The sequence below is a fragment of the Schinkia azotoformans LMG 9581 genome, assembly GCF_000307855.1.
GTDB lineage: Bacteria > Bacillota > Bacilli > Bacillales > Bacillaceae_J > Schinkia > Schinkia azotoformans.
This window is the reverse complement of the sequence record NZ_AJLR01000009.1, coordinates 14,781-37,895: the sequence shown is the minus strand read 5'-3', so window position 1 is coordinate 37,895 and position 23,115 is coordinate 14,781. Positions and strand designations below refer to the sequence as shown.

25 protein-coding genes and 1 pseudogene are annotated in these 23,115 nt (G+C 35.9%); 11 read left to right on the top strand and 15 right to left on the bottom strand.

The features are described 5' to 3' along the window. Positions 1–95: 95 nt before the first annotated feature. Together BAZO_RS01185 and BAZO_RS01180 are read left to right on the top strand one after the other, a co-directional pair. Positions 96–683 carry an SCO family protein gene (locus tag BAZO_RS01185; RefSeq protein ID WP_003329357.1) on the top strand — a complete coding sequence of 196 codons (588 nt, stop codon included), beginning with the start codon at positions 96–98 and terminating at the stop codon, positions 681–683. 79 nt (positions 684–762) lie between these two features. Further along, a complete protein-coding gene (locus tag BAZO_RS01180) occupies positions 763–1,146 on the top strand; it encodes a FixH family protein (RefSeq protein WP_003329356.1) in 384 nt (127 codons plus the stop codon). 67 nt (positions 1,147–1,213) lie between these two features. Here BAZO_RS01180 and BAZO_RS21435 read toward each other — a convergent pair. The 7 genes and pseudogenes from BAZO_RS21435 to BAZO_RS01150 form a co-directional block, all read right to left on the bottom strand. Further along, positions 1,214–1,360, bottom strand: a pseudogene (locus BAZO_RS21435) (AzlC family ABC transporter permease); the annotation flags it as partial. A gap of 123 nt (positions 1,361–1,483) precedes the next feature. After that, complete coding sequence (locus tag BAZO_RS01175; RefSeq protein WP_003329354.1) at positions 1,484–3,127, bottom strand: glycosyl hydrolase family 18 protein; 1,644 nt, start codon at positions 3,125–3,127, stop codon at positions 1,484–1,486. Positions 3,128–3,302: 175 nt separating this feature from the next. Beyond that, positions 3,303–4,097: an ABC transporter ATP-binding protein gene (locus BAZO_RS01170; protein ID WP_003329353.1), complete on the bottom strand. Its 795-nt coding sequence runs from the start codon at positions 4,095–4,097 to the stop codon at positions 3,303–3,305. Beyond that, positions 4,072–5,091 carry an ABC transporter permease gene (locus tag BAZO_RS01165; RefSeq protein ID WP_003329352.1) on the bottom strand — a complete coding sequence of 340 codons (1,020 nt, stop codon included), beginning with the start codon at positions 5,089–5,091 and terminating at the stop codon, positions 4,072–4,074. The genes BAZO_RS01170 and BAZO_RS01165 overlap by 26 nt, the downstream gene beginning before the upstream one ends. 41 nt (positions 5,092–5,132) lie before the next feature. Beyond that, the gene (locus BAZO_RS01160; RefSeq protein WP_003329351.1) at positions 5,133–6,143 is read right to left on the bottom strand and encodes an ABC transporter substrate-binding protein; all 1,011 of its coding nucleotides are present in this window, start codon (positions 6,141–6,143) and stop codon (positions 5,133–5,135) included. A 182-nt stretch (positions 6,144–6,325) separates the two neighbouring features. Next, positions 6,326–7,315 (bottom strand): lipoate--protein ligase, encoded by a 990-nt coding sequence (locus tag BAZO_RS01155; RefSeq protein ID WP_003329350.1) that lies wholly within the window; start codon positions 7,313–7,315, stop codon positions 6,326–6,328. A 44-nt stretch (positions 7,316–7,359) separates the two neighbouring features. Continuing rightward, a complete protein-coding gene (locus tag BAZO_RS01150; RefSeq protein WP_003329349.1) occupies positions 7,360–8,088 on the bottom strand; it encodes an MBL fold metallo-hydrolase in 729 nt (242 codons plus the stop codon). A gap of 183 nt (positions 8,089–8,271) precedes the next feature. Here BAZO_RS01150 and yhfH point away from each other — a divergent pair, with 183 nt between their 5' ends. Beyond that, positions 8,272–8,403 carry a protein YhfH gene (yhfH, locus tag BAZO_RS21430; protein ID WP_003329348.1) on the top strand — a complete coding sequence of 44 codons (132 nt, stop codon included), beginning with the start codon at positions 8,272–8,274 and terminating at the stop codon, positions 8,401–8,403. Between the two features lie 370 nt (positions 8,404–8,773). On the opposite strand, the gene hemY is transcribed toward yhfH, so the two are convergent. The 7 genes from hemY to BAZO_RS01115 form a co-directional block, all read right to left on the bottom strand. Further along, a complete protein-coding gene (gene hemY / locus BAZO_RS01145) occupies positions 8,774–10,195 on the bottom strand; it encodes a protoporphyrinogen oxidase (RefSeq protein ID WP_003329347.1) in 1,422 nt (473 codons plus the stop codon). 2 nt (positions 10,196–10,197) lie between these two features. Continuing rightward, entirely contained in the window at positions 10,198–11,139 is a 942-nt protein-coding gene (gene hemH, locus BAZO_RS01140) for a ferrochelatase (protein WP_003329346.1), read from the bottom strand. Between the two features lie 64 nt (positions 11,140–11,203). Next, complete coding sequence (gene hemE / locus BAZO_RS01135) at positions 11,204–12,253, bottom strand: uroporphyrinogen decarboxylase (protein WP_003329345.1); 1,050 nt, start codon at positions 12,251–12,253, stop codon at positions 11,204–11,206. A gap of 138 nt (positions 12,254–12,391) precedes the next feature. Then, the gene (locus BAZO_RS21030) at positions 12,392–13,573 is read right to left on the bottom strand and encodes an ATP-binding protein (protein ID WP_003329343.1); all 1,182 of its coding nucleotides are present in this window, start codon (positions 13,571–13,573) and stop codon (positions 12,392–12,394) included. Positions 13,574–13,736: 163 nt separating this feature from the next. After that, positions 13,737–14,402 (bottom strand): site-2 protease family protein, encoded by a 666-nt coding sequence (locus BAZO_RS01125; RefSeq protein WP_003329342.1) that lies wholly within the window; start codon positions 14,400–14,402, stop codon positions 13,737–13,739. A gap of 14 nt (positions 14,403–14,416) precedes the next feature. Further along, on the bottom strand, positions 14,417–15,652 hold the full coding sequence (locus tag BAZO_RS01120; protein WP_003329341.1) for an ABC transporter permease: 1,236 nt from the start codon (positions 15,650–15,652) through the stop codon (positions 14,417–14,419). After that, positions 15,649–16,386: an ABC transporter ATP-binding protein gene (locus tag BAZO_RS01115; RefSeq protein ID WP_003329340.1), complete on the bottom strand. Its 738-nt coding sequence runs from the start codon at positions 16,384–16,386 to the stop codon at positions 15,649–15,651. Before BAZO_RS01115 ends, BAZO_RS01120 begins: the two co-directional genes overlap by 4 nt. A gap of 696 nt (positions 16,387–17,082) precedes the next feature. Between BAZO_RS01115 and BAZO_RS01110 the strand changes: the two genes are divergently transcribed. From BAZO_RS01110 to BAZO_RS01090, 5 genes are all read left to right on the top strand, one after another. Beyond that, positions 17,083–17,505: an HIT family protein gene (locus BAZO_RS01110; RefSeq protein ID WP_003329339.1), complete on the top strand. Its 423-nt coding sequence runs from the start codon at positions 17,083–17,085 to the stop codon at positions 17,503–17,505. 143 nt (positions 17,506–17,648) lie between these two features. Then, positions 17,649–18,731 carry a 3-phosphoserine/phosphohydroxythreonine transaminase gene (serC, locus tag BAZO_RS01105; RefSeq protein WP_003329338.1) on the top strand — a complete coding sequence of 361 codons (1,083 nt, stop codon included), beginning with the start codon at positions 17,649–17,651 and terminating at the stop codon, positions 18,729–18,731. A 118-nt stretch (positions 18,732–18,849) separates the two neighbouring features. Next, positions 18,850–19,392: a tryptophan transporter gene (locus BAZO_RS01100; RefSeq protein WP_003329337.1), complete on the top strand. Its 543-nt coding sequence runs from the start codon at positions 18,850–18,852 to the stop codon at positions 19,390–19,392. Between the two features lie 184 nt (positions 19,393–19,576). Beyond that, positions 19,577–19,933, top strand: a complete 357-nt coding sequence (locus BAZO_RS01095; RefSeq protein ID WP_003329335.1) for a YtxH domain-containing protein — start codon at positions 19,577–19,579, stop codon at positions 19,931–19,933. A gap of 182 nt (positions 19,934–20,115) precedes the next feature. Continuing rightward, complete coding sequence (locus BAZO_RS01090; protein WP_003329334.1) at positions 20,116–20,694, top strand: HTH-type transcriptional regulator Hpr; 579 nt, start codon at positions 20,116–20,118, stop codon at positions 20,692–20,694. Here the strand turns inward: BAZO_RS01090 and BAZO_RS01085 are convergent. After that, positions 20,684–21,040: a DUF1878 family protein gene (locus tag BAZO_RS01085; protein ID WP_003329333.1), complete on the bottom strand. Its 357-nt coding sequence runs from the start codon at positions 21,038–21,040 to the stop codon at positions 20,684–20,686. The two genes, BAZO_RS01090 and BAZO_RS01085, sit on opposite strands and share 11 nt — an antisense overlap. 148 nt (positions 21,041–21,188) lie before the next feature. Between BAZO_RS01085 and BAZO_RS01080 the strand changes: the two genes are divergently transcribed. The 3 genes from BAZO_RS01080 (at position 21,189) to BAZO_RS01070 (ending at position 23,115) form a co-directional block, all read left to right on the top strand. Next, complete coding sequence (locus BAZO_RS01080) at positions 21,189–21,737, top strand: DUF3267 domain-containing protein (protein WP_003329332.1); 549 nt, start codon at positions 21,189–21,191, stop codon at positions 21,735–21,737. Positions 21,738–21,916: 179 nt separating this feature from the next. Continuing rightward, a complete protein-coding gene (locus BAZO_RS22835) occupies positions 21,917–22,099 on the top strand; it encodes a hypothetical protein (protein ID WP_003329331.1) in 183 nt (60 codons plus the stop codon). A gap of 104 nt (positions 22,100–22,203) precedes the next feature. Beyond that, positions 22,204–23,115 carry a peptidylprolyl isomerase gene (locus tag BAZO_RS01070; protein ID WP_003329330.1) on the top strand — a complete coding sequence of 304 codons (912 nt, stop codon included), beginning with the start codon at positions 22,204–22,206 and terminating at the stop codon, positions 23,113–23,115.

Below are 23,115 nucleotides of genomic sequence, written 5' to 3'. Positions count from 1 at the left end.
AATATTCACGTATTTTCTACAGCATTTCCTGTTTTTTTTATAATCGTATAGTATCATAGTATCAATAGGATAAATTTTAGACGAGGTGTTTTACTTTGAAAAAAATATATATATGGTTTATTACCTTATCCGTAATAGGAATCTCTGCAGGTATTCTGTATTTGACTGTCATTCGGCCAGGAAGTGTTGAACTTCCGAAGGATGTTGTCATGGAGTCTGCATTTGGAGGAGAGTATTCCTTCGCTGATTTACCTCCGAAAATTCGCTTAATTGAATTTATGTACGTAAACTGTCCCGATGTTTGCCCTACTACTTCATTAAGAATGAATTTATTAAAAAAGAAACTAGAAGAAGATGGAGTTTTTCGTGATAAGGTTGAATTTATTTCAATCACCATTGACCCAAAACGGGATTCAGCTGAAAAATTAGCTCTTTATGCAGAACGCTTTAATGTAATGGACGACAGCACTGGCTGGCATTTTTTAAGGGGAACAGAGGAAAATACCCGTAAAATCGCGAATGCTTTTCAGTTTATGTACAGAGACCCTGGGAACGGCAACTATGTTCATACAACGTTTACGTACATGCTAGACCAAAATAACAAATTAGTAGAATCATTGCCAATGGGTGAAGGTTTCGATAGTGATAGAATATATAAAAGAATTAAGAATAAACTTAAGTAAGTAGAAAAGCGCAAGCGCCCGTTTAGCGAAGTCCACGAGTCGCAGGGAGCTGGAGCTGGACAGTGAGGTTGGTTAAAAAATGGACAAAAAAAAATGGGTAATACCCTTTTTGTTCCTTGTTAGTTTATTAGCTGGCTGTAGTTCTTCTGAAGAGGAATTTATTTTTCCAGAAGCAGCATTTACGATGTCATCTGATATCGTAAAAGTGGATGAACCACTTACATTAGAGGTGAAAGTTACCGCTGCTGAAAAAGAAGTTAACGATGCTGATGTTAGCTTTGAATATTGGTTAGAAGAAAAAGCAGATGAAGAACACACAAAAATCCCAGCTGAGAATGCCGGTAAGGGTACTTATACAGGAGAAATAAGCCTTTCAGAACCAGGAGTCTATTCTGTATACTTCCATGCAGATGCACTGGATATGCACTTAATGGATAAATACCAGTTTACTGTAACGGAGTAAGTCAAAGAGAGAAGCACCCACAACGGGTGCTTATTTTTTTACATAAATAAAGAAAAAACAGTCAATACGTCTCCCCAAGACTTAACCCGGTCGATTTTGCTAATAAACCAAATGTTAAAGCAACAGACAAATAACCAATTCCAATACCAATGCCGTCCTGAAGGCCATTTCTAAAATGAGATTGTTTTTTCGCTATAACGGTAGTTGTACTCAAATTCCCCTCTCTTTTCTATTTTCATTTATAATCTAAATTTTTCCAATCTTTCCGCAATATAATTTACATCCATGAAAAAAGCACCGACAATTTGTCGATGCCTTGTAGTAAATTTAATTAATTTTACTCTGGGAAGTATTTGGATATCCGTTCTAATAACGCAGCCATTTCTGCACGATTAATTTGATTTTTTGGTTTAAAGCTACCATCATTGTATCCTGAGAAAATATAATTTTCGCTCATGCGTACGATCGAAGGATAAGCCCAATCAGATATATTATTTTGGTCCGTAAACATGACTTTTGATTGCGTACTTTCAGGGAACTGGTCTCCAATTAATCGTTCCAGAATAACCGCCATTTCTTCCCTTGAGAGTGCCTTGCCAGGTGCAAATGTTGTTGCACCTACACCTTTCATTAATCCATGTTGTCTTACTATTTCAATATTGGCAGCCGCCCATTGATGTGATGAGCCCACATCTGTATACGGTGAGGATGACTCCTCTTTCAAACCAAGGTTAAGGACACGTACCAAAATTGTTGCAGCCTCTGCACGTGTCAGTGAATCTGCTGGTTTAAATGTGCTCACTGAATTTTTTCCAAGCATCCACTGTTTTTCTTTTACAAATGCAATGGAATTTAGTGCCCAATGGTTAGCCCCTACATCTTTAAAGTCTAAACCATCTAACCATAAGCGGAAATCTGACCAAATCGCTGGATCTTCTTGGCCTAAACTCCAGCTACCAACACCCTTTAAATTATATTTTTGAACTAAACTAAGCTTTGCCTTAAGTGACTCATTATTTTCAAACCATACTTCATATGTGCCAGGCTTTAACGGAGGAACCCAAGATTTTAGTTTAAACTCTGGACCACCTGGTGCTACTGTAAATGTTCCTTTCACACTTTCCGTTTCTTTATCGTACACTACTTGAACTTGAAACGTGTTCAACAGACTTGGAATTTGGTATAAAGAAATGGATTCACCTAACACTTTATTCGTGTTTTGATTCTCTGTATCTTTTACATCCTCCATATTCCATACACGACCATAAAACGGAATACCTAAAACAACTTTTTCTGGAGCAACATATTTAAGAGCATAAGTAATTGATTTTTCGATAAAAGATTTACTTGCATTTGGTCCACTCGTTTTAGAGCCGCCGCCTTTTTCGTCATATGTCATGATGAAAAGATAATCAACATATTTTCCTAATGCCTGATAATCATAAAATCCTTGCCACCCTTTATCTGTACCCCATGGGTTTGGAGCTACAGCAATCGAAAGTGATTTTCCAGCCGGCATTTTTTCATTTAAAATTCTAATAAAATCAGTAAATTGATCACGATAGGCAGAACCTAAACCTTCAACATCAATATTAATTCCATCTAAATTATGATCATTGATGGCTTTCACAATTTGATCTGCAATTTTTTCGCTGTTAGTAAACATTTTCTCTCCCTTAGCCCAATTATTAGCCAAGAATGCAACTACCTTAATATTTCTATTATGCATTTCGTCGATTAATGTTTTACTATTAGCCGGAATTACAATATCTAATGTGCCATCATCCAAAATTTGAAAGTATTTTGGATTTACTTGATCTAGTGCATTATTCGTGTTGTTTATATACTTGATTGGGTCATCAGCACTGTTTGAGAATAAATACGTCATGTTAAATCTTTTTTCTGCAGCATCAACTTTCATAAATGGAGTTAAGGTTAAAAGCATGGCAACAGATAATAAGATTGCTAGATTTTTCTTCATTCCACTACCCTTTCTTCTCTTAATCTATCAATTTCTATATCTACTACTACAATATACGAGTTATAGATTAAATTCAAAAATTATGGCTGGAAACAAAGTAAAAAAATAGGCACATTAAATTAAATAGGCACCCAAGTCTTATGGATGCCTATCGTCCTTATTATTCCTCAATGCATTACCCTAACAACGCACGGTCACTTGCCATTCCAGTTCCACGAATTCGTTTAAATTCATTAAGCAAATCTTCAATTGTTAACTTTTGCTTTTCTTCCCCGCCAACACTGAAGATGATTTGCCCTTTGTCCATCATGATTAAACGATTACCTAAATCAATGGCTTGCTGCATATTATGCGTTACCATTAATGTTGTAAGCTGGAGTTTATCCACTATTTCTTTCGTAATATTCGTAATTAACTCTGCCCTTGAAGGGTCAAGGGCTGCTGTATGTTCATCTAACAATAAAATTTTCGGCTCAGTAAATGTCGCCATTAAAAGTGAAAGAGCCTGCCGCTCCCCACCAGACAGAAGACCAACCTTTGCATTCAAACGATTTTCTAATCCCATGTGTAAGCTTGCAAGTTGTTCTTTGAAATGCTCACGGCGTTTCTTAGTAACACCTTTACGTAAGGTTCGTGTTGTCGCCCGCGAATAAGCCATTGCCAGATTTTCTTCAATTGTCATTGTTGGAGCAGTCCCTGCCATCGGATCTTGAAACACACGTCCAATTAGCTTTGCCCGCTTATACTCCGGCAAATTAGTTACATCATCTCCATCAATTGTAACAGTCCCTACATCAGGAGTTAATGCCCCGGAAATCATATTCATTAATGTTGATTTTCCTGCTCCATTACTACCAATAACTGTTACGAAATCTCCAGGTTTTAAAGATAAATTAATTTGGTTTAGGGCAATTTTTTCATCTAATGTTCCTTCGTTGAACACCTTATAGATCTGTTTTAGATGCAACATGATGCTCGCCCCCTTCATTAACCATTTTCATTTGTTGAATTCTCTTTTTATATTTTCGCTTCTTTTCCTTTTGAACATCTATTATCTTAGGAATAATAAGCGCTAGAATAACAATCGTTGCTGTTATTAGTTTCATGTCGCCTGTTTCTAAAAACTTTACTTTAAGTGCTAAAGCAAGCACAATTCTATAAATAATCGCTCCACCGATAACAGCTAAAGTCGTGCGAGCAATAGTTTTCGTTCCAAATAATGCTTCACCAATAATGACAGAAGCTAAACCAATTACAATCATACCAATTCCCATTCCAACGTCACTAAAGGAATTATATTGTGCAATTAATGCACCTGAAAAAGCAACCAATGCATTAGAAATACCTAAACCAACAATAGTCAGAGTATCTGTATTTGCTGAAAAACTTGAAATCATCTTTTTATTATCACCAACAGCTCGTATTGCCAAGCCGATTTCTGTTCGTAAAAACCAATCAGTAATGAACTTTATTACAAATGTAATAATTAACATAAAAAATATAATGGCCCATGTTTTTGGTAAATAATTCTGTAAGCCCATATTCGTTAATAAACTATTAATCCCATCATCAATTCCTAGAGATTTCCAAAAACTAGTTAACTTTGTAATAGAAGTCTCTTGATTTAATAGTGGCACATTCGATTTCCCCATAATTCTAAGATTAATAGAATACAAGGCAATCATCATTAATATTCCTGAAAGTAATGCATTAATTTTACCTTTCGTATGAAGCAACCCCGTAATACATCCGGCTAAAAACCCAGCTAACAATGCAACAATTGTTGCCAGAAATGGATTGGCTCCGTTAACAATAAGGACGGCAGTAACTGCCGCCCCTGTTACAAAGCTTCCATCAACTGTTAAATCTGGAAAGTCTAAAATCCGGAAAGAGAGGTAAACACCCAGAGCCATTATTGCGTATATAATTCCTGATTCTATGGAGCCAAATATTGCTATGAACATTAACGCTCATCCTCTCAACCATTTTATAGTCTATAAAACTATTATTCTAAATATTCAGCAATGCCATCCCATTCTGGATTTAATTTAATCCCCATTTCAGCTGCTGCTTTTTTATTAATTAACAGCTTTAAGTTTTGTGGATATTGAACAGGTAGATCCGCTGTTGTTTTTTCACCTTTTAAGATTTGTGCAGCCATTTGTCCAGCTTCAAAACCGATATCATAGTAATCAAATCCATATGCTGCAAAACCACCGCGGGCTACAGAATCTAATTCACCTACAAATAATGGAATATCATTTTCGTTTGCCACTTGAACAACACTTTCCAATGCGGAAACAACTGTATTATCAGTAATGATGTAAATAACATCTGCGGCTCCAACTAATGATTCCGCGGCTGTCTTCACATCAGCAGATGTAGAAACAGCTGCTTCGACAATCTCCAAGTCTGTTCCTTCCATTGCTTTTTTCACGAGATCAATCTGAGCAACTGAGTTTTGTTCACCAGCATTATAAATCATACCAACTTTATTTCCTTCAAAATACTGATCAATAAATTTAACTGTATTTGGAATTGCATCAGGATGCGTATCGGTTGTACCTGTGATGTTTGCACCAGGCTTGTCCATTGCCTCTACTAACTCAGCACCAACAGGGTCTGTTACGGATGTAAATACAATGGGAATATCCTTTGTTGCATTTAAGGCCCCCTGTGCCATTGGTGTAGCATTTGCAAAGATTAAGTCAACTTGGTCACCAACTAAATTATTTGCAATTGTTAAAGTATTATTTGCATCAGCTTGAGCATTTTGATCGTTATATTCAACTGTCAATCCCGCTTCTTCTAACGCCTTTTTAAAGCCTGCTGTTGCCGCATCTAATGATGGATGTTGAACATACTGCGCTATCCCAACCTTATACGTTGTTGCTTCTTTAGCGGGTTCCTTTTCAGCCTGACCTTGGTCTCCTGTAGTTGCTCCTTGTCCACCACCGCAGCCCGCTAATAACATCAAACTTAAAATCGAACTACCAACTGCTTTTTTCCAATTCATAAATGTTGCCCCCTTTTTATTTTTTTACTACTAAATGCTTTATTACTTGAATCCTTTTATGTATTAAATTATACAGAAATATTAGAAAACTTCAATCTTAACTTTATATATTTTAATAAAATTCAATATATTAAGATATTATTTTCAGAAAAATATAAAAAGCTACCTCAAAATTGAGATAGCTAAAATAATAAGTTGAAAAAGTCCTCTTTTTCTATATTTCCGAAGTAGTAAGTAAAGTCTATACCCTCCAGCGCATTTTCTGCTGCCTGCTTTTCATAACGTATACCTGTAAGCTTTTTTGAAATATCTTCCACATCACCAACACCGAAAAAGTCACCAAAAATTTTACAGTTTTCAATGATCCCTTTATCGACATCAAGTCTTATATCGATTTGGCCTACAGGAAAACGATGGGAGCGCTGCAAATTAAACTTTGGTGATTTCCCGTAATTCCAGTCCCAGTTTCGATAATGTTCATCGGCAATTTTCTCGATCTTGCTCCAATCCTCTTCCGTTAATTTATACTCCGGTACAGCCCCATCCTTATCAAATATAAACATGAGCAACATTTCTCTAAATTCTTCAACCGTCATTTCAGTAGTTAAGAATTCACATATATTCGCTACACGACTACGGACTGATTTAATTCCTTTCGATTGAATTTTTTCCATTTTAACATTTAATGCGGAAACGACATTATCAATATTGGAGTTGAACATTAAAGTACCATGACTGAACATTCGACCCTTGGTTGAAAATTGGGCATTACCAGAAATCTTCCTTCCCTCTACAGTAATGTCGTTACGGCCGCTAAGTTCAGCATTCACACCTAATTTGTGAAGGGCGCTTACAACTGGTTCTGTAAACTTTCTGAAATTGTGGAAGCTGTTGCCGTCGTCTTTAGTAATAAAGCTGAAATTTAGGTTACCTAGGTCATGGTAAACCGCCCCGCCTCCGGAAAGACGTCTAACTACATGGATTCCATTTTCCTCTACGTATTTGGTGTTGATTTCTTCGATTGTATTTTGATTTTTACCAATAATGATGGATGGTCCGTTTATGTAAAAAAGAAGATAAGTTTCATTTATGTCTAGGTTTTTAACAGCAAACTCTTCAATTGCCAGATTTATTCTTGGGTCTGTTATCCCTTGATTATTTATAAAAAGCATCGTACTTCCTCTCCCTTTTATTTTATTGCTGTGACAACACGGTGTCAGAAATTCCAGCCTTCCTTCGCCAGTTCAACAGGTCCATTATATTCAGCGCTTGCTTGCGTCACTAAGTCTTTATGGTCTCCATAATGTGGAAGGTGGGTGAGCAACAGTTTTTTTACTCCTGCTCCTTTTGCAATTTTTCCCGCTTCTGTACTTGTCATATGACCGGAAATAGAACCATCTTTGCCACTATAGAGATTGCATTCACAAATTAGGAGATCTGCATCTTTAGCAAAATCAACGAATTCTAGTAAATAACTGGAATCAGCTGTATACACTATCGTTTTTTCACCATTTGTAATCCGCATTGCATAACAAAGAACCGGGTGTTGGGTCTTCATGAATCGTATCGAAAAAGGACCTAGGTTTAATTCTTGTTCCGGGTTGTATGCATAACCTTTTGTAAATGGCAGCTTCGTTAAGCTATCAAACCCTGTCTGATCGGATACATGTCCATAAATGGGCAGTTCTTCCTTGCCTTTTCCAAGCATCGTATTGATCATTCTTGCATACTGGAGTGGCCCAACATCGGCAACATGGTCATGGTGATAGTGCGACAGAATGACAGCATCAAGATCCGTAACATTTACGTATTGCTGTACTTTTGATAATACAGCACTGCCACAGTCAATTAATAAATTATAATCATTGTCCTGTACAAGATATCCTGATGTAGCGGAATTTGCCTGTGGAAACCCGCCCCAGAACCCAACAACTGTGAATTTCATATGAAATTACATCTCCTTTTTTTACTAAGTAAACTGGCGACTACTTCCTCCACAATTTTACCAAACCGCTTAAATAAAATAAAATCCGCAAAAATTTGGTTAGTTGTTTTAAAACAGTTGTTGACATATTAAATCTGTTATAATACAATTACTTTAACGTCATAAAAACGGGAGGGATTGCAAATGGTACAGAGTTCAACCGAGTTTTTCAAAAATTTACCACCTAAAACATGTTGTGATTGTGGTGCTGTAATTGATGAGATGGCAGAATCATATTTGAATCAATGCGATCACTGTTTACGTGACGTTGAATAATACTTATCCTAACGCATTAGGTTTTTAAAACCTGAATGTTATACACTTCTACCCCATTGACAGCTAATTAGCTGTCCTTTTTTTGTTGCTACGTACCCTGCCATATTCCACAGACCGACTATCACTCCCTAAAGTGATCGAACACTTCAAAGTCATCACAATATCAAGTTTCTAAGCGGACACGAATGAACATCTGGGTATTTCGGGGAAGTGAGACTACATTCGTGTCTTATCGCTTAGAAACTTAGTATGCATAGACTCATTAATTTATCTTGGTGTCCGATCAAACTCGGTCGCAATAGCTGGTCTGTAGAATATTTAAAATTATACGCGCAAAATAGAAAAAGAGCCCATAAGGCTCTTTTTCAGTCTAGAATTTCAAATACCCCAACACACGCTTCACCGCTGCTTCCCCTTGGTCGATGCAATCAGGTACTCCCAATCCTTCGTAGGAAGCTCCTGCTAAGAATACCCCTGGGAGCTCCTTGCGCATTTTTGCAGTGATATCTCTCATCCGTTCTTTATGACCAACAGTATATTGCGGCATTGAATCATGCCATCTTGTAATGACGGTTAATTCCGGTGCTGAAACGATATTCATTGTTTTATTTAGATCCTTGAGCACTGTTTCCACAATTTCCTCATCTGTTCGGCTAACAATTTCTTCATCCCCTGGTCTGCCAACATAGCAACGAAGTAGCGCTTTCCCTTTCGGGACTGAGTGCGGCCATTTTTTATGCGTCCAGGTCACAGCTGTCATCGAATAACCGCTATCACGAGAAATGATGAAGCCTGTTCCATCAATATCCTGTTTAATCGCCGATTCCGGAAATGCCAAGGCAACATTTGCTACAGATGTTGATGGGACATTGTGAAAAGGATCAAAAAACGGATATTGAGAAAAAATTTGCGCTGTTTGTTTATGCGGTACACAAACGATGATACTATCGGCTTTTATTTCTTCTCCTGAAGATAAATGTAAGGTGTAATGGTCACCATTTTGCTCCACTTTTTCAACTGAAACTCCCTTTACTACAGATCCAGGGTTTAGTTTTGCTTCAATAGCGTGAATGAGTGATTCAAGTCCACCCTTCAATGATAGGAACATTCCACCGCTTTTTTTACCGGTCGTTGCTGTCTTTGTTGGTTTTGGTTTCGGTGTTGTTTTTTTCATCCCTAAGATTAAACTGCGATGTTTTTGCTCGATCTCATAGAATTGCGGAAATGTTGACAGCAGACTCATTTGGTCGATATCACCGGCATATATTCCTGAAAGAAGGGGCTCGATTAAGTGGTCAACCACCTCATTACCAAATCTTCTTCGGAAAAATTTCCCCAATGATTGATCCCCCTTCACACTTGAAGGCGGAAGAATAAAGTCACCACCTGCACGAAGTTTTCCAATCGGGCTGAACATTCCGGACATTGCAAATGGTGCAATCTTTGTCGGAATCCCCATGATCGCCCCACCTGGCATGGAATGAAGTTTATCTTTAACTAATATATAGGATTTTCCAGTCCCATTATTAACCAATTGGTCCTTCAAGCCCGCTTCTTCCGCAAGTCGTGAAGCACTCATTTTTCTCGCTAAAAAAGAGTCTGGTCCTTTTTCAATCACATAGCCGTTTTCTGTATAGGTTTGAACTTTTCCGCCTAAACGGTCAGAGGCTTCAATCAACATCGTCTCAACCGGGAGATTCTTCTCCTTTACCTCTTTTTGTAAATAATAGGCTGCCGTTATGCCGGCGATCCCGCCACCGATGACAACAACCTTTTTATTTTCTATATTCACGATTATTCGCCTACTTCTTCAAGTTTTTTTGTGACAACATTACTCAAAGCCTCAATAAACTTTGGATTAGCATTCGGCATTTCTGGACGATAATAGTTTGCACCCAATTGCTCCGTCACGAGCTTGCATTCGAAATCATTATCATACAACACTTCTAGATGATCCGAGACAAAACCAACTGGTGCATATACAAAGGTTCTATAACCCTTATCATGATAAAGCTCTTTAGTTAGGTCTTGAACATCCGGCCCTAACCATGGGTCTGGTGTATTGCCTGCACTTTGCCAGCCAATTTCATAATTGGTTACACCGGCTTGTTCAGCAATTAATTTAGCCGTTTCCTCGAGCTGGCTTGGATAAGGATCACCTGAAGCTAGTATTTTTTCAGGTAAGCTATGCGCTGAAACAATCAAAACAGCATTTTCCTTTTCCTCTTGGACCATATTACTAAAGATAGCTTTAATATTCTCAGACCAAAATTGCAAAAATTGTGGCTCCTTATACCAGGATTCAATAAAATGAATTTTCAAACCACCTAGTTTTTCAGCTTCCTCTTCTGCACGTGCATTATACGATTTTACGCTAAAGGTTGAAAAATGGGGAGCAAGCACAATTCCAACTGCTTCTTCAATCCCATCATTTTTCATTGCCTGAACAGCATCTTCAACAAAGGGCTCAATATGCTTTAATCCTAAATACATTTTAAATTCTATATGGTCATGCACATCATTTAACTTTGCTTCCAGTGCCTCTGCTTGTATTTTCGTGATTTCAGCAAGGGGGGATATACCGCCGATTGCTTCATATCTATCTTGCAAGTCTTTCAGCATTTCCGGTGAAGGTTTTCTTCCCCGTCGAATATGGGTATAATAACGCTCGATGTCTTCTTCCTTATACGGGGTCCCATATGCCATTACTAAGAGTCCGATTTTTCTTGTTGTCATTATGTCACCTCATTTACGAATTGAAAGTCGTGCAAAATAGCTTCGCACGACTAATCTTAACTTTCTATTTACCAAGCTTACTAGCTGAATATTCATGAATAAAAGTAGTTAATTTCTTTAAAGTTTCAACTTGAACATCAGGAAAAACGCCGTGACCAAGATTGAAAATATAGCCAGGATGAGCCATACCTTGGTCAAGAATTTCTTTAGCCTTTTCTTCAATAACATTCCATGGAGCTAAAAGTAAGGCTGGATCTAAGTTTCCTTGAACCGTTTTTGTAATGCCCATTTTTCTTGCTTCTGCAATAGGCAATCTCCAATCTAAACCTACTACATCAAGCGGAAGGTCATGCCATTCATGTACAAGATGGCTTGCTCCTACACCAAACATAATAAGCGGCACATTCTTTTCACGCAGTTCAGAAAAGATTCTTGTCATGATAGGCTTAATGAAGTAACGGTAATCAACAGCATTTAAAGCGCCTACCCAAGAATCAAAGATTTGGATCGCCTTTGCACCAGCATCAATTTGTGCTTTCACGTACGTAACTGTCATCGTAGCAAGCTTGTCCATTAATTTAAACCAAGCCTCAGACTGTGAATACATAAATGCCTTCGTTTTATTATAATTTTTTGAAGGTCCGCCTTCAATCATATAGCTGGCTAGTGTAAAAGGAGCCCCTGCAAAACCGATTAATGGCACATCCAACTGTTCATTGACTAATAATTTAATTGTCTCTAACACGTAAGGAACATCTTGTTCCGGATTGATTTCACCAAGTTTTTCAACATCGCCCACCGAACGGATCGGATTAGAAATTACCGGACCGATGCCCCCTTTAATTTCTACATCGACTCCTAAGGACGGAAGCGGCGTCATAATATCTTTATACAAAATAGCTGCATCAACATTATATTGATCCACAGGCAACTTCGTTACATAGGCACAAAGTTCAGGCTGGTGTGTAATTTCAAATAACGAATATTTCTCCTTTAATGCACGGTATTCCGGCTGTGAACGTCCGGCTTGGCGCATATACCAACAAGGTACATAATCCGTTCTTTCACCTCTTGCTGCCCTTAAAAATGTATCGTTAATTGTTCGATTACTCATTTAATAGTCCCTCACCTTTCTGCTACTTCATTTATTTATGTATTGATTTTTTTCCATCAAATACAACTATAATCTAATTTATCATTTAATGTATAGTAACATTAGGAATCTGTCATAAATTTGTCCCCAATTCCGATATTATTTTATCGGAACCTCAATTTTAATTTTTGTACCAACATTTACTTCACTTTCCATCGTGATTTTTCCATGATGACTTTCAATTATTTTTTGACAAACCATCATTCCTAATCCTGTTCCATCTTCTTTCGTTGTGAAAAATGGTGTTCCAATCTTTGTAAGCGTCTCTTTAGTCATACCACAACCTTCATCAATTGTCTCTATAATAACACTCTTATTCCCATCAACCTTTATGTCAATCCAAAGTCTTCCACCATTCGGCATTGCCTCAATCCCATTCTTTATGACATTCATAAAAACCTGTTTTAGTTGATCCGGATTACAGATCATCGCTGGAATATCATCCTTTATTTTTAAAATGATATTGACACCATTTTTTTCAGCCTCAGCTTTTAGCAACAAAACGACTTCTTTGATGATGAGCTGAATTTTTTTTTTCATAAAAATGTAGGTATGCTGTTTGCCAAGCACTAAAAATTCATTCGTTATCATTAGTATTCTCTTCAATTCAGATTGCATAATTTCATAATAAAATTGATGGGACTCTCTTTCATCTGATTGCCTCATTAATTGAACAAAGCCCGATAACACTGTAACAGGATTTTTGATTTCGTGTGCCACCCCTGCTGCCAATTGTCCAACAGTCGATAACATTTCTGACCTTTTCAATGCTTCTTCTTTCGACCATAATTCATTTTCGGTAAAACGGCCGGAAAAGATTAAAATAATCGTCAAAAATACTGTAAAAGCGATAATGTAAACAACAGATGTCGGTTCTAAACTCACAAAGATAACATTCTTAAATTTAAAGTAGTAATAAATAGTTAAGAAATTAGCGATACATGAACTCACGATCACAGGCATTGCACGTTGATATATTGAAGAAACCGTTAGTGCCGCCCAAATAAAAATATAATTTATGATTAACGGCTCTCTTTCTATTAAAAATATAAATGGCAAATAAATGGTGAGCACAATAATATAAGCCGTTTCTTTAATCCAAACTTTATAATAAATAAGCAGTGAAATAGGTAAAATGATCATTAGTGTAGTTGGAACAATAACTAGTAGAATAGAGCGGTCTATTACTAAATTAATGAGTAAATCTATTACAAAACAGATAGCTATAATCTTAAGTAATAAAATGTTTCGTCTATGTATGATATCTAATTTTTTACTCAAAAGATGCCACCTCTGCCTTTCTGATTCAACTCAGCTTTATCATCCATTCATTTTTTTACATATTTCGACAAACTGCTATAGTACAGAATTATAACATACTTCCTATAGTAAAAAGCACCACTATTTAAAAATAATGGTACTTTTTACTCAAAATATTATTTTATTAAAATAATGTTATGAAGATATTTTCAATAGTTGAAAATATAAACGGAATGACTGTATTAAAAAGCGGTGTAATTGTGTATTGGTCAAGTGGTGTGATAATAATAATTAAAAATAATAAAATACCGTAATTTTCGAATTGAGTTAGTTTCGCTCGAATATGTGTCGGTGAAAGATCTTCTATTACCCGATAACCATCTAACGGTGGAAAAGGAAGTAGATTGAAAATAAACAAGATAATATTCAACAAAATAAATAAATTAAAAAACTGATAGATAGTATTCGTAATATTTTCTGGTATTCCATTAAGTACACCACTATAAATCAAACTGTACCATAGGATAAAGCCGATAAGGACAAGCAAAAGATTGCTTAACGGGCCGGCAAGTGAAACCAATACCCCGGCAAGCCTTGGCCTTTTAAAATAAAAGCGATTTACAGGCACGGGCTTTGCCCAACCAAAGCCCGCAATAAAAATCATTAGCGTACCAAATATATCTAAATGAGAAAAAGGTGATAAGGTCAACCTTCCTGCATTTTTTGCAGTCGGGTCGCCAAATCGGTAAGCAACATAAGCATGGGCAAATTCATGAACAGAAAAAGCTATCGCGAGCACGATGACTAATAAAGGAATTTGCTCTAAAGGAAAAGCTAAAAAATGGTTCATTGATTCTATCATCCTTAACTCAATATTTGTGCTTCATCTTGTTTGACTAATTTCTTTTTTACATAGGCAAACGTAAATAAATAGGAAAATACAAATCCAGTTCCAATCGCTAGAAACGCGAGGATTATATCCCCTGTTAAAAAGATAATGATTGATAAAAGTGAACTTTTCACTAGTAGTAAATAAAACAGTAATTGCAGAAAATTGGATCGTCTCACTTCTGCCGAAATCGGATATAAATCGACCCATATCTTCATGACATGATGTCTGTAAAGCGGCAGTAATTGAAAACCCGAAAGATATACAAATAGAAGCAGGACCAGCAATTTGCTATATCCTAAAGGTAAGAAATAAAGTAAAACTCCGCCAATTACCAATAAACGAGCATAAATACCAAGATAATCACTTGTACGTGAAAATGTCCTTAAATAAAGAAATGAAAATGTCGATCGCGGTTCAAATTGAAGCATACTTGTCATCCAATTCAACCAGCCTCTTCGTTTCACTTGCTCTTTAAACTTTGGAACATCTGTAAACATATTAGCGATACGATAAAAGGCCATCATCCGCTCAGCTTCCATTTCAATTAACTGCTCCCATTTTATCCCCTTTCCTTTTGATGCCTGATAAAAATAGATAAAAAGGAGCAATAAAAGTATCCCTATCACCAATGGATAAATCCAAATAACACCTTGTACAAGAAAATAAACGAATACAATATTAAAAATCAGCCTGACAAATTGATCAATTCTAAGTGACCCTTTGTCTGTTAAATATTGAACATACCATCTTGTCATGATATTGACGGCTTTCGCTATTAATAATATGACCGCGAGGATTAGTAAATCCCTAACCGTTGTCCCCCGCTGCTGAAAATACAAAGGACCGAGTGCAGCAATGAAAAATATTAGAACATAGCATTGGAGCACATAGGAATAAAGGATTGACCTTTGAAAATAATGCTTTAATTCTGTTTCAACCGGCAATAAAAAAACTAAATCAGCTTCCTTTAAAAATGTTTGAATCGGGCTTTGAGTTAATATAATCCCGATAATTAAAGCAATAATAAGGGCTGCCGGAAAGTCTTCGGGCAATGTCTTCAACCAGTTCTGGTAATAATAGGCCCCTCCTCCGACTGCAAACAGTAAAACAAATTTAAAATGATCATTAAAAATTAATTTTAAATATCGTCTTGTATCCTTAACATATAATTGAAATCTTTGTTTCCAAAGCTTATTTGCATCAATCATGAATCTTCCCTCGTTAATTGAAGATACAGATCATCTAATGAAGCATCTTTCATCTTAAATTGCTCTCTCAACTCACTCATAGTACCTTGGACTCTTACCTTTCCGTCATGGAGGATTACAAAACGATCACAATATTTTTCTGCTGTTGATAAGATATGGGTTGACATTAAAATGCCGGCACCATTTTCCTTAGATTTTTCCATCATATCGAGGAATGATTGAATTCCTACCGGATCGAGGCCGACAAAAGGTTCATCAACAATATAAAGACTTGGATGAATTAAAAATGCACACATAATCATTACCTTTTGACGCATTCCTTTCGAAAAATGAACCGGAAACCATTTTAACCTTTTCTCCATCCGAAATTCCTTTAAGAGCGGCGTTAGTCTTTCTTCAAATTCACTTTTCCCAAGTCCATAAGCCATTGCCGTCAACTCTAAATGTTCATACAATGTTAATTCATCATATAGAATGGGGGTTTCTGGAATATATGTAAATTGTTTGCGATAGCCATCTCGATTTTGTTTAAATGTCGAGCCATTAATAGCAACCGAACCACTTTTTGGTTCCATCAGGCCAATAATATGTTTAATGGTTGTACTTTTACCTGCGCCGTTTAATCCAATTAAGGCGACAATTTCCCCTGCTTTTACTTCAAACGTTACATTATGAATGACGGGGTTTTTCGTATATCCGCCTGTCAAGTCAATAACTTCAAGTAATTTTGACATTGTTTTTATCCTTTCTTTCCTTAAGTTATTATAATTTTAACAAATTTTTCTTCGACAAGACACTTCTAGCCATCGACAACTTTTTTTATAAATACGAATGTATAGCTTTTCGATAACTGGTTATCATAATAAACGAAGAGGGGAGTTAATCAAGTTAGTAGCAGCAATCAACCATATATGGGAGATGATGGCGATGAACAATCAAGATGATTTAGTAACGTCATTTTAGTCCGAAATGGGGTGTCTGTGAAAGACAACTTATTAGCTTTAAATGCTGAATAAAACTTGAATCCATTTGAAAATGAGGTGTCGACGATCGGCATAAATCTGATTTAGATACTATTCCTATTCCTAAAAAAATGGGGTGTCTACGATCGGCAATTTACTGATTTAGAGATACTATTCTTTAGAAAATGGGGTGTCTGTGAAAGACAACTTACAGTTTTAGAAGCGAAAAGCATTACTCCCAAACCTCTTCAAAAGACAGGGTGACTTCGGACACCTTGTCTTTTTTTTATCAAATACGCCTTGGTATATTTGCGCCCAGATTTTTTCGAGCTTGCTCGAAAAACTACCTTTGAAAATCTGAGGCATTCGCCGGAGGCTTAACTTTATTCAGCCGCATTTGCTGAATAAAGTTATGAAATTCTGTATAATAAAAATTAGGAAAAATTTTCGTTGAAAGGTTGGTTTTACATGTCGGATTGCATTTTTTGTAAAATAGTGAATGGAGAAATTCCTTCTTCAAAAGTATATGAAGATGAAAATGTATTAGCATTTTTAGATATTTCCCAAATAACAGAAGGCCATACGCTGTTAATACCTAAAAAGCATAACAAAAATTTATTTGATCTCCCCAAAGAAACAGCGGAAAAATTGTTCTCAGTAGTACCCAAAATTACAAATGCGATGAAAAATCAATTAAATATCGAGAACCTTAACCTTGTTTGTAATTCCGGGGAAAAAGCTGGGCAGGAAGTATTTCACCTCCACTTACACTTGATCCCTCGCTACGGAAAAGGTGATGGATATGGTGGTGTTTGGAAGTCGCATCAAAGTGAATATACTGGAGACGATTTAAAAAAATTAGCATTAAAAATTTCAAATGGCATCGTTTAATGCAATCGTATACTACATAATCATATGGTGTTCGACAAGCTCACCATATTTTTTTATAAAAATAAATATTCCGAATCGTGAAAACGTGATACGATAGTAGTATTAAAAAAATGAGAAATTATTTATCAAGGAGGATTTTTACATTGAAACGCGCTTATAACTTTAACGCTGGTCCATCTGCATTACCACTAGAGGTGCTTCAAAAAGCACAAGCTGAATTAGTTGATTTTAAAGGTTCAGGAATGTCACTAATGGAACTTAGCCATCGCAGCAAAGAATATGACGCAGTACATGAAGAAGCACAAAGTTTACTAAGAGAGCTATTAAACATCCCGGAAAACTATGATGTGCTCTTTTTACAAGGTGGGGCTAGCTTGCAATTCTCAATGGTCCCTATGAATTTCTTAGCTGAAGGTCAGGTTGCAAACTATGTTTTAACAGGTGCTTGGTCGGATAAAGCTTTAAAAGAAGCGAAAAAAGTAGGTCAGACGCATATTGCGGCCTCTACAAAAGAGTCTAAATACAAGTCAATCCCAAGCTTTGATGAAATCAAGCTAAGCGAAAATCCAGCTTATTTACACATCACTTCCAATAATACAATTTACGGAACCCAATGGGCAGACTTCCCAACGCTTGACAATGTTGATTTAATTGCCGATATGTCCAGTGATATCTTAAGCCGCACTTTTGATGTGAACAAGTTTTCATTAATTTATGCAGGTGCCCAAAAAAATCTTGGTCCTTCAGGTGTAACAGTTGTCATCCTTAAAAAGGATTTACTTTCTAGAATCCCTGAAAACCTTCCAACAATGCTTGATTACCGTACACATACTGAAAATAATTCACTTTATAATACACCGCCGACTTTCGGGATATACATGCTTTCTCTAGTATTAAATTGGGCAAAAGAGCTTGGTGGGGTGCAAAAAATCCAACAAATTAACGAGCAGAAAGCTTCTATTTTATACAACGTAATTGATGAAAGTGAAGGGTTCTATTCAGCACACGCACTGCCAGGAAGCCGTTCGAACATGAACGTTACATTTACACTTCCATCTGATGAGCTTTCTAAAGAGTTTTTAGCTGGTGCTAAAGAGGCTGGTTTTGTTGGTCTTAATGGTCACCGTTCAATTGGTGGTTGCCGTGCATCTATTTACAACGCTGTACCAGTTGAGACTTGTGAAGCGCTACGCGAATACATGATTTCATTTAAAGAAAAACATTAATTTCCACTTTAATTAAATCAAAATATTTGGTAAAATAGATATAATTAACTTTTGCAATAGGTCACGAGGACACTATTGGAAAGTAAAAATGTATAGTTTAGATGAGGAGAGATGAGAAATGAATACGAAAGTACTTGTGTCATTGGCAATGTTAGTTGGGATTGGTGCAGTTTTACACGCCATTGTACCGCCAATCTTTTTCGGAATGAAGCCTGATATGCTATTAACGATGATGTTTTTAGGCATCATCCTTTTTCCGGAAAAGAAAAATATTTTTATTTTAGCAATTGCAACAGGAATTGTTTCAGCGCTAACAACGGGCTTCCCTGGCGGCCAAGTTGCTAACATGATTGATAAACCAATTACTGCATTTTTATTCTTTGTGCTATTTCTTACTGTAAGAAAGTTCAATCAATCTATCGTAGCAATAGCCGTATTAACTGCAATTGGCACAATTATTAGCGGCTCTGTTTTTCTTGGTTCAGCAGCCATTCTTTTTGGATTACCTGGCGGTGCCTCTTTCGCAGCTTTATTTACTGCGGTAGTACTACCAGCTACAGCTGTTAATACAGTTGCAATGGTTATCATTTATCCAATTGTATCAGCAATTCTAAAACGTTCTAAAATCGCTGTACCACAATCTAACAGTATGAAAGGCTAATCAAAAAGTGTCTTGTATCGATAGAATATGGTACAAGACACTTTTTTTGTATATTATTAAAAATTATTGTTATATACTTTTTGCTAACACTTTTTTACATTAAAAAATTTTTTCGTTATACTATAAGTATGAATTTTTATGGATTATAGTATAAGAAAATAATATCACAGAGGAGTTGGTAACTATGAGTAATCGAAAATCATTGTTCCTCGGGCTGATTATTGGCGGTTTTTCCGGTGCTGCCATCGCCCTTCTTGCATCACCTAAATACAGCCAAGACCTAAAGGATACTTTAAGTGCAAACAGCAAGAAAGTAAAAGAAACATTAAGTACACTAAAAACTGAAACAATCCAATTAAAAAACCAAGTTGTAGAAACATCAAAAGAAGGCGCCATTATTTTAAAAGATTTCTCTAAAGATTTAAAAACATCCGTTGATACCTGGAAAAAAGAAATTGAACCCAATACAAATAAAATTATCGACGAACTAAAGAGCATTGAAGAATCGATTCAACAACTGGAAAAGGTAACAAAAGCTTAATTTTTTTCATTTTATTGCCTAAATTCCAAAAAGTTTAATCAATTTTCTGAATTTAGGCAAAAAATCCTCTTTATCTTTTTTTTAATTCTTGGCATAATAGAAGAATAATAATATTAGATTTCTAGAATAATCATTTAAAGAAAGTTGGTGAGAATTTGAATCACGAGAACAATCAATATTCAATGATGGAAGCTATGTTATTCAGTCAAAAAATTGCCCAGCTTAGTAAAGCGCTATGGAAATCCATTGAGAAGGATTGGCAGCAATGGATTAAACCCTATGACTTAAACATCAATGAGCACCATATCCTTTGGATCGCCTACCATTTAAATGGGGCATCTATTTCAGAAATTGCCAAATTTGGAGTAATGCATGTCTCAACAGCTTTTAATTTTTCGAAAAAGTTAGAAGAGAGAGGTATGTTGAAATTTTCTAAAAAAGAGGATGATAAGAGAAACACCTATGTTGAGCTAACAGAAGCTGGGGAAAAAATTCTGTTAGATACGATGGAAACTTATGATCCTAGTTCGTATGATGCTTTTAGAGCTGCCCTGCCTCTTCGAGAACTCTACGGAAAATTCCCTGAAATGGTAGAATTCATGTGTATTATCCGCAACATCTATGGCGACGATTTTATGCAAATCTTTGAAACATCGTTTAAAAATCTAAACAGAGAATTTGTTGAAGAGAATAATCGATTAATTAAAAAAGATCATGCAGATCAGAACCAGGAAAGCAAGAAAGAGCCGGTTAACTCTTAATTTGCTTTTTAACAATAGCTAAACTCTTTTTTAAAATCTCCATTAAAGGAACGTACATTTCCTGGCCAAGGAAAGCATGGATGGTTTCTTCTGGATCTAACTTATGATTTAATGAGTTAATGAACTGTGTGAGGAGCGGGTTGAAATAAACAAACCCCTCCTCTTTTTGTTGTTCAAATTGAAGCGAGAGCTCCTCGCATAACCGGAATACTTCTTCTACTTCCTCCTCTGACAAATCATTTTTTACGATCAGCCGATGGGCAGGGAAACTTTGAGTTTGGATCATTTCTAGTAATAATTGTTGATGATATTCTATTTTTTTAAGCCTTTTCTCAATTTCTCCCATTTTGCCACTCTCTTCCTTCATTTGTAAATAAATTTATTTTTACAGTAGGTATTGATTTTTAGTTCAAATCATTATACAGTAATTGAGAAATCTTTGGGACTAACAACCCGCCAGAGTAGTTAAATCCTTTCTAGAGGTGTTATATTCAATGAATTGTTGGAAAACAATTAATCTATCTCGTGATCTTGGAAATCAGCGCCTGATGGTTGTTTCCTTCCTTGTTATGCTTGCTGCCTTTATTATGATTTATGTTCCATTAAGTATTATATATGAAAGCATCCATCTTAACGACGATTACTTATATTTATTTATAATTTGTTTAATTTTAATCATTCCTATGCATTTAATCTGCCATGCACTTCCAGCATGGATCACTGGCCAAAGGATAAAGATTAAAATTTCATTCAAATCAGTGATTTTTCCGATTTTTAATATTGAATATAATCATTCTCTTACAAGAAATTTAAAAATTGTATCCTTCCTAGCTCCAACTTTATTGATTACATGTCCATTACTTTTTTTTAGCATTATTTATCCACAATACATGCATTATGTATCGATTGGAGCAGCTATTAATATTGGTTTGTCCGTAACAGATATTATTTATTTGATGATTCTTATTAAAGCTCCTAAAAAAAGCATTGTCGAGCATACAAAGTATTCATTTGATATATTAATTCATCATAAAAGCAACTAAGAAACAGGGCTGTCCGAAGTATGTCTGCCAATGACATGGTAAAATATGAGGACAGTCTATTTTTTTTATACAAACTATCTTTTTATTTATTTTTTTGGTATTGTTATTATTATCCCGATAGAAAATGAAATTCTCTTAAACTTTCATATTTTTTTTGCAAAGGAGGAATCTCAGAGAAAATGGTGTACCTGTTCACTGTATTTGCGGTTTTCTTTCTATACACAATTAATTCCATGACCAACCTAATGTGTCTTCTAAAAGAGATTCCTGAGGATCGCCAACCCCAGCTTTTTCGAACAATAAATGTACTGATAACTATTTTACTTATTTCAACATATATTGAAATTCTCTATGCTGTCTAAATGAAGGCTTCCGTACTATGCGGAAGCCCTTATTTGTTTAATCTAGAAGAAAAATATGGTATAGTATTTCTTGTGTTTAATTTTGAATTTATAGGAGTGGCAAGATGAAAAAATGGATTCTTTCAATAACGGCTGCAGCAACTATCGTGGGACTAGCAGCATGTAGTGGAAATAACGATAACAAGTCTAACGTAGTTGTAGAAACATCTGCCGGAAACATTACAGAAGATGAATTATTTCAAAAGCTAAAAGACCAATACGGAGAAATGGTTCTATACGAAATGGTGTTAACTAAGGTTCTTGAAGATAAATACCCTGTTTCAGACAAAGAAGTTGATGCTGAGCTTGCCAAACTAAAGGAGCAATACGGTGCTCAATTTCAGATGTTCCTAGCATCAAATGGAGTTCAAGATGAGAATGCCTTTAAGGACACTCTTCGTCTTCAGTTAATTCAGGACAAGGCCCTTTCAACCTATATCGATATTCCGGAAAGTGAATTAAAAAAGAAGTATGATGAAATGAAACCTGAATTAAAAGCCAGTCATATTTTAATTAAAGATGAAAAAACAGCTAAAGACGTACTGCAGAAGGTCAAAGCTGGTGAAGACTTTGCAAAATTGGCTGAGGAATATTCAGAAGACCCTGGTTCTGCCGCAAATGGTGGCGATTTAGGTTACTTTGGCACAGGTGTTATGACTAAGCCTTTTGAAGAGGCTGCTTATGCCCTTAAAGTTGGTGAAATAAGCGACCTTGTAAAATCTGAATTTGGATATCACATCATTAAACTGACCGATATAAAAGAAGTAAAGCCATTTGACGAAATGAAGGACGAAATACGTAAACAGCTTATCCAAGAAAAAGCTCAACAAGACCCTACTGGTGTCCAAGAAAAAATTAAAAAAGAGCTGCAGAATGCAAAAATTGATGTGAAAGATAAAGATTTAAAAGGTATATTTGATTTTATAAATGAAAAAGCACCATCAGACGAAAAAACTGAAAAAGCTGAGGCTAAATAA